The organism is Brevibacterium rongguiense, from assembly GCF_009857845.1.
Lineage (GTDB): Bacteria > Actinomycetota > Actinomycetes > Actinomycetales > Brevibacteriaceae > Brevibacterium > Brevibacterium rongguiense.
The window spans coordinates 1-6,576 of sequence record NZ_WWEQ01000092.1 but is presented as its reverse complement, the minus strand read 5'-3'; the positions used below and the strand labels follow the sequence as shown (position 1 = coordinate 6,576).

General features: G+C 72.8%; 6 protein-coding genes. 2 read left to right on the top strand and 4 right to left on the bottom strand.

Annotated features, from left to right (window positions below):
- The coding region (locus GSY69_RS13220; RefSeq protein ID WP_160954300.1) for a LysM peptidoglycan-binding domain-containing protein at positions 1-776 on the top strand (776 nt) is incomplete at its 5' end.
- Positions 773-1,213 carry an Rv3235 family protein gene (locus GSY69_RS13215; RefSeq protein WP_160954299.1) on the top strand — a complete coding sequence of 147 codons (441 nt, stop codon included), beginning with the start codon at positions 773-775 and terminating at the stop codon, positions 1,211-1,213. The genes GSY69_RS13220 and GSY69_RS13215, both read left to right, overlap by 4 nt.
- A 156-nt stretch (positions 1,214-1,369) precedes the next feature.
- Here the strand turns inward: GSY69_RS13215 and secA are convergent, their stop codons facing one another.
- The 4 genes from secA to GSY69_RS13195 form a co-directional block, all read right to left on the bottom strand.
- The gene (secA, locus tag GSY69_RS13210; protein WP_160954298.1) at positions 1,370-4,102 is read right to left on the bottom strand and encodes a preprotein translocase subunit SecA; all 2,733 of its coding nucleotides are present in this window, start codon (positions 4,100-4,102) and stop codon (positions 1,370-1,372) included.
- 54 nt (positions 4,103-4,156) lie between these two features.
- Entirely contained in the window at positions 4,157-5,452 is a 1,296-nt protein-coding gene (locus GSY69_RS13205; protein ID WP_328698877.1) for a winged helix-turn-helix domain-containing protein, read from the bottom strand.
- Positions 5,453-5,456: 4 nt separating this feature from the next.
- Complete coding sequence (gene hpf / locus GSY69_RS13200) at positions 5,457-6,110, bottom strand: ribosome hibernation-promoting factor, HPF/YfiA family (protein ID WP_160954297.1); 654 nt, start codon at positions 6,108-6,110, stop codon at positions 5,457-5,459.
- Positions 6,111-6,266: 156 nt separating this feature from the next.
- The coding region (locus GSY69_RS13195; RefSeq protein WP_407925029.1) for a ComF family protein at positions 6,267-6,576 on the bottom strand (310 nt) is incomplete at its 5' end.

The window sequence follows — 6,576 nt, the reverse complement described above, 5'->3', positions numbered from 1 at the left end:
TGGGGGTGGGCGTGCGCACCGCGGACTACACGTCCACCCGCCGCGTGGGGGTCGGCGCCGGAGCGGCCGCCGCGCAGACACCGGCCGCCGCACCCGCCGCGCAGGCCACGGCGGCGCAGGTCGGCCGCGCACAGTCGCCGGCACCGGATCCTGCCTCCCCCGGCTGGCCGCTCACCCCACGGGCAAGCATCCCGCAGCCCACCGCCGCGACTGTCGACGGGCGGGTCACCTCCCCGGGCTGGCCGCTGACGGACCCGCCGGCCTCCACGCCGACGCCTGCGACGCAGGCAGCCTCGAATCCGGCGACCTCGAAGCCACAGCCCTCGAAATCACAGCCCTCGAAGCCCGCACCGTCCAGTCCACCGGCCTCGGACGCTCCCGGCGCCGATGCGACGTCACCGGGCTGGCCGATCACCGCGCCCCACGGGCCCGGAACGCCCACGGCCCCCGCCGACCGCCCCTCCACGGCCGATCCCTCCCAGCCCCAGCACACGGAGCGGGAGACGCGGAAGGCCGACCGTGCCCGGGAACCGCACCGCACCGAGGGCGAGCGCACGAGCGGCCGGAAGGCCGGGCCGCGGGGCCACGGGCATGCCCGGCGCACCGTCGTCGTGGTCGAGGGCGACAGCCTGTGGTCGATCGCGCAGCGGACGGCGCCCACGGCATCGACCGCCCAGACCGCCCGGCGGGTCGCCGAGCTCTACCGCGCCAACCGCGCCCGGATCGGACCGGACCCGGACCTCATCCTGCCGGGACAGAGATTGGACATGCCATGACACAGGAACTGACGCTGCGCAGACCGCACCGCGAGGCCGCCGCCCAGCAGCGCGCGCACCCGCTCGCCCGCCGGCGCGCGGAGCCACTGCCCCCGGAGCCCGCCGACGACGACCTGCAGCGCACGGCGGCCTCACTGGCCCTGGCCGCGGTCGAGGTGCTCCACGGGCTGCGCGCCCTGCGCGCGATCGCCCGCTGGTTCGAGCCCGCGCTGCTCGAGCGGATCCGCGTGAGCGCCGAACTGCGCGCCGAGCTCAGCCGCACGCAGGCGCCGCAGCACCTGGGCTTCGCACCGGGGCGGCCGCGCATCTGCCGGATCAGCGAGGACATCGTCGAGGCGTGCGTCGTCATCCGCACGCGGCGCCGCCACCGGGCGGTGGCCCTGCGCCTCGAGACCCATCGCGGCCGCTGGATCGTCACACAGCTGCTCACCCTGTAGGCGGCGCAGTTCGCGGGCGGCGGCGCCAGCTGCGGACGGCAGCGCCTTCGCCTCGGCAGGTGACCTGGGCACCCCACCGGCAGGCACGGTGGGCACCGGATCCGCCAGCGCGGTGGGCAGCGCACCGGCAGCCCGCGCTGGGCAAGGCCGGGGCGCCTACCGCTTCTTGTTCTTGGCCCGCCGCTCGGCGCGGTTGGCCGGGGCCTGCCGCGCACCGCGACCGCCGGACCCACCGGAGCCGGCGGACCCGTCGGCGCCCTCGTCGACCTCCTCGGCATCGCCAGTCTCGGACGGCGCCGAGAGGTGCATCTCCGGCTTCTTGGGCTTGAGTTCCTCGGCCTCGACCTCGACGAAGTCGTCGCTCGGATCCTCGGGATCCTCCCCCGGGTTCATCGACACCGTGACCTCGAGCTTGTTCGTCAGCCGGAAGACGTCCTCCTTCATGCCCTCCTGCATGGTGTTGAACATCTCGAAGCCCTCGCGCTGGTATTCCACGAGCGGATCGCGCTGGGCCATCGCCCGCAGCCCGATGCCGTTCTTCAGGTAGTCCATCTCGTAGAGGTGCTCGCGCCACCGGCGGTCGATGACGGAGAGCACCACGCGGCGCTCGAGCTCGCGGGTGGCTTCCTCACCCAGCTCGGCCTCGCGGCGGTCGTAGGCGACATCCGCATCGGCCTGGAGCTCGCGGATCAGGCGCGCGCGGTCGAGGTTGGCCTGGCCGCCCGCGTCCTCGACGAGCTCATCGACCGTGATCGTCGAGTCGTAGAGCTCGGAGAGGCCCTCGAACAGCTTGTCGAGCTCCCAGGTCTCCGGCGGGCCGGCCGTCGCCGCATCCACGTAGGCGCGGATGACGTCGTGGCGGAACCGCTCCACCTGATCGGTGAGGTCGGCGCCCTCGAGGACCTCGCGGCGCTCGTCGTAGATGACGGTGCGCTGGCGGTTGAGCACGTCGTCGTACTTGAGCACGTTCTTGCGCTGCTCCGCATTGCGCTGCTCGATCTGGGTCTGCGCGGACAGGATCGCGCGGGAGACCATCTTCGATTCGAGCGGCACATCGTCGGGCACGTTCGCCGTGGCCATGATCCGCTCGGCGGCGCCCGAGCCGAACAGCCGCATGAGGTCGTCCTGCAGCGACAGGTAGAATCGCGACTCACCCGGATCGCCCTGGCGCCCTGAGCGGCCGCGCAGCTGGTTGTCGATGCGGCGCGACTCGTGCCGCTCCGTGCCGAGTACGTAGAGGCCCCCGGCCTCGCGCACCTCGGCGGCCTCGTCCTCGACCCGCTCCTCGGCGGCGGCGAGGACCTCGCCCCACTGCGCCTCGTACTCCTCGGAGTCCTCCTCCGGGTCCAGTCCGCGCGCGGCCATCTCCGCGACGGCCAGGTGCTCGGCGTTGCCGCCGAGCATGATGTCGGTGCCGCGGCCGGCCATGTTCGTCGCCACCGTGACAGCGCCCTTGCGGCCGGCCATCGCGATGATCGCGGCCTCGCGCGCATGGTTCTTCGCGTTGAGCACCTCGTGCTCGATGCCCTTCTTCGCGAGCTTCTGCGAGAGGTACTCGCTCTTCTCCACGCTCGTGGTGCCGACGAGGACGGGCTGGCCCTCCGCGTGGCGCTCGGCGATGTCGTCGACGACCGCATCGAACTTGCCCTCGACGTTCTTGTACACGAGGTCGGACTGGTCCTTGCGCTGCATGGGCTTGTTCGTGGGGATCGGCACGACGCCCAGCTTGTAGGTCGACATGAACTCCGCCGCCTCGGTCTCGGCGGTGCCGGTCATGCCGGAGAGCTTGTCGTAGAGGCGGAAGTAGTTCTGCAGGGTGATCGTCGCGAGCGTCTGGTTCTCCGGCTGGACCTCGACGGCCTCCTTGGCCTCGATCGCCTGGTGGAGCCCCTCGTTGTAGCGGCGTCCGGCGAGGATGCGGCCGGTGTGCTCGTCGACGATGAGCACCTCGCCGTCGAGGACGACGTAGTCCTTGTCGCGCTTGAACAGCTCCTTGGCGCGGATCGCGTTGTTGAGGAAGCTGATGAGCGGCGTGTGGTCGGCGTCGTAGAGGTTGCCGATGCCCAGGTAGTTCTCCACTCGGTCGATGCCGGCCTCGAGGATGCCGATCGTCCGCTTCTTCTCGTCGACCTCGTAGTCGCGCTCGGGGCGCAGGCGCTTGACGACGTTGGCGAACTCGCCGTACCAGCGGTTGGCGTCGCCGTCGGCGGGCCCGGAGATGATGAGCGGGGTGCGCGCTTCGTCGATGAGGATCGAGTCGACCTCGTCGACGATCGCGAAGCTGTGCCCGCGCTGGACCATCTCGTCGACCGACCAGGCCATGTTGTCGCGCAGGTAGTCGAAGCCGAACTCGTTGTTCGTGCCGTAGGTGATGTCCGCCGCGTACTGCTTGCGCCGCTCGTCGGGGGTCATCTGCGAGAGGATGCAGCCGGTCTCCATGCCGAGGAACCGGAACACGCGGCCCATGAGCTCGGACTGGTAGCCCGCCAGGTAGTCGTTGACCGTGACGACGTGGACGCCCTTGCCGGACAGGGCGTTGAGGTAGGAGGGGGCGGTGGCCACGAGGGTCTTGCCCTCGCCGGTCTTCATCTCCGCGATGTTGCCCAGGTGCAGGGCGGCCCCGCCCATGAGCTGGACGTCGAAGTGGCGCAGGCCCACGGTGCGCGCCGATGCCTCGCGCACGGCGGCGAACGCCTCCGGCAGCAGGGAGTCGAGGCTCTCGCCGTCCGCGTGGCGCTCCTTGAAGCGGTCCGTCTCCTCCCGGATCTGCGCGTCCGTCATCTCCTCGAACTCATCGGAAAGATTGTTGATCGCCGTCGCATAGTTCCGCAGCTTCTTCAGCGTGCGGCCCTCGCCGAACCGGAGCATCTTCTCCAGGATGTTGGCCACGTCTCTCCTAGCACCCGGCCGCCCGTGCGGCCGCAGACAACAGACTTGCGCCCCTCAGCTTAGCGTGGACTGCACCCGGCCAAGTCCCAGCCACCGCGCCAGTTCTTCGAGTTCCGCACTCAGGCGCGCGCGCAGCCGGGCCGGCACCGCGCCCGAGGCGCTCGGCCCCGTGGGCGCCCGGCCGGCGGGGCCGGCCTCGCCGGCCCGGGCACAGGGCTCCCAGTGGGCGCGGGCGCTCAGCGTTCCGGCGGCACGGTCGGCCACTGCGTCGACGCGTGCGACGAGCCGCTCGCCGCACAGGAACGGCATCACGTAGTACCCGTGTTCGCGCAGGTGGGCAGGCGTGTAGATGGAGATCCGGTAGTCGAAGCCGAACAGCCAGGCGATGCGCCTGCGGTTGAAGACGAGCGGGTCGAACGGGGCGAGCAGGGCGCAAGCGTCGACCGCGCGCGGCACGCGCGCCGCGAGCCAGCGGAAGGCCTCGCGGCCCGCGACCTCCACGGGGATCAGCTCACCGGCTGCCGTGAGCGCGTGGGCGGCCCGGCGCGCCTCGGCGACCGTGAGGCGGAAGTAGTCGGCCAGGCAGTCGAGCGACGCGACGCCCAGCGCCGCGGCGGCCTGCCGGATCAGGCCCTGGGCATCGTTGGACCGCCCGCCGATCCCGCGCGGCAGACGCACCCCGGTGCGCATGCCCGCCTGCGGATCGTCCGGGGGCCCGAAGCGCAGTTCCGGCGCCGGCAGGTCGGGGTGGACGTCGGCCGGGAGCGCGAAGACCTTCTCGAAGTGCTGGTTGCGCCGTGCCACGGACGCGCTGCCCGCGGCGAAGAGCGCCTCGAGGGCGGACTTCGTGCGGGTGGGATTCCAGCCCCAGTGGTCGCGGCGGCGCTCGGGCAGCCCGTGCTCGACGCGGGCCGCGAGCTCGCGGGCCGTGCCCGGGCCCTCGGCCAGCGCCGCGAGCAGCTCGCGCATGAGCCGGGCGAACGCCGCGCCGTGCTCCGGATCGGCCTGGCCGTAGTCGTGGCGGTACCAGTCCGCGCGGCGGCCGTCGAACATCGCGACGGTGCTGGGATGGGCATAGGCCGCGGCGTGCGCCCAGTACTCGACGCCCATGCGCGGGGCCTGCCCGAGCAGCCGGTCGAGGGTGGGCTGCGGGTAGGCGCCCAGGCGGGAGAAGAAGGGCAGGTAGTGCGAGCGAACCACCCGGGACACCGAGTCCACCTGGGACAGGCGCAGCGTGTCGAACACGCGGCGCAGGGAGCGGGCGTCGGCGGTGCGCGGCCGCGGGCCGGCAAGGCCGGAGGCGGCCAGGGCACAGCGCCTGGCCGCCTCCGGCGACATTGTCTGGGCCACGGGCTCAGTCCGCGGTCGCGGCGAGCTCCGAGTCGAGGGCGATGACCCCGTAGCTCCAGCCGCGGCGGCGGTAGACGACCGAGGGCTTGCCGGTCTGCTCGTCGATGAAGAGGTAGAAGTCGTGCCCGACCATCTCCATGCGGTTGAGCGCCTCCTCGAGCGCGATCGGGTCGGCCGGGAAGTTCTTCTCGCGCAGCAGCACGGGGGAATCGCCCTCGGCGGGCACCCGGCCGCCAGTGCGGTCCACGGTGGGCGGCTGCTCGTCTGCGCCCGGCTGGTCCGCGAGCTCGGCCTGGGCGGCCTCGAGATCGGCCAGCGCCTCGGCCGTCGACGGCGGGCGGTGCTTGCCCTGGCGGGAGACCTTGCGGCGGTCGCGGGCGCGGCGCAGCCGCTCCATGAGCTTGGCCCAGGCGAGGTCGAGGGCGGCGTGCTTGTCCGAGGCGCAGGCCTCGGCGCGCAGCACCGGGCCCTTGCCGATCACGGTGATCTCGATCCGCTCGGCCGTCTCGGGCTGCTTCGCGCTGGCCTCGTGCGTGACGACGGCCTCGACGCGCTGCGCGCGCGGCGCGAGCTGCTCGACCTTGGAGACCTTCTCCTCAATGTGAGAGCGGAAGCTGTCCGAGACGGTGACGTGCCGTCCCCTGACCACGATGTCCATGATGCTTCTCCTTTGCGCCGTCGGTTCCTTCGTCCCCGCACCGGGAGCCCCAGTACGGGGTGCCTTCATTAAATAACATCGCGCCCGCAAATGGGGGCTGCGACCGCCGTGGCCTCGTGCGCCGCCCGGATGGCGGACCGCTGCGTCCCACGGCGCTCAGCCCGGCGGGCGGGGGCCGCCGGGGGCCAGCGCGACGACGGCGCAGGCATCGGGGGGCGCCTGCGCGGCCACCAGCACCCGGGCGGCCTCGGCGAGCGTGGCGCCGGTGGTGGCGATGTCGTCGACGAGGACGATCCGCGCGCGCCCCGGCCAGCGCGCGACGACAGCCCCCGTTCCGGGCCGCAGGCCGTGCGAGCCGCCCACGTTGCGCCGCCGCTGCCGCGCCCCGAAGCCCACCTGGTCGCGATGGGCGCGGACCTCGAGCACGGGCGCCGGGTGCGCCCGCAGCCCCTCGGCGCCGAGCACC

Bases quoted from the DNA above. Each gene is read 5' to 3' on its own strand.
- GSY69_RS13215 (WP_160954299.1), top strand. From the start codon at position 773: ATGACACAGGAACTGACGCTGCGCAGACCGCACCGCGAGGCCGCCGCC.
- hpf (WP_160954297.1), bottom strand. From the start codon at position 6,110: ATGGACATCGTGGTCAGGGGACGGCACGTCACCGTCTCGGACAGCTTC.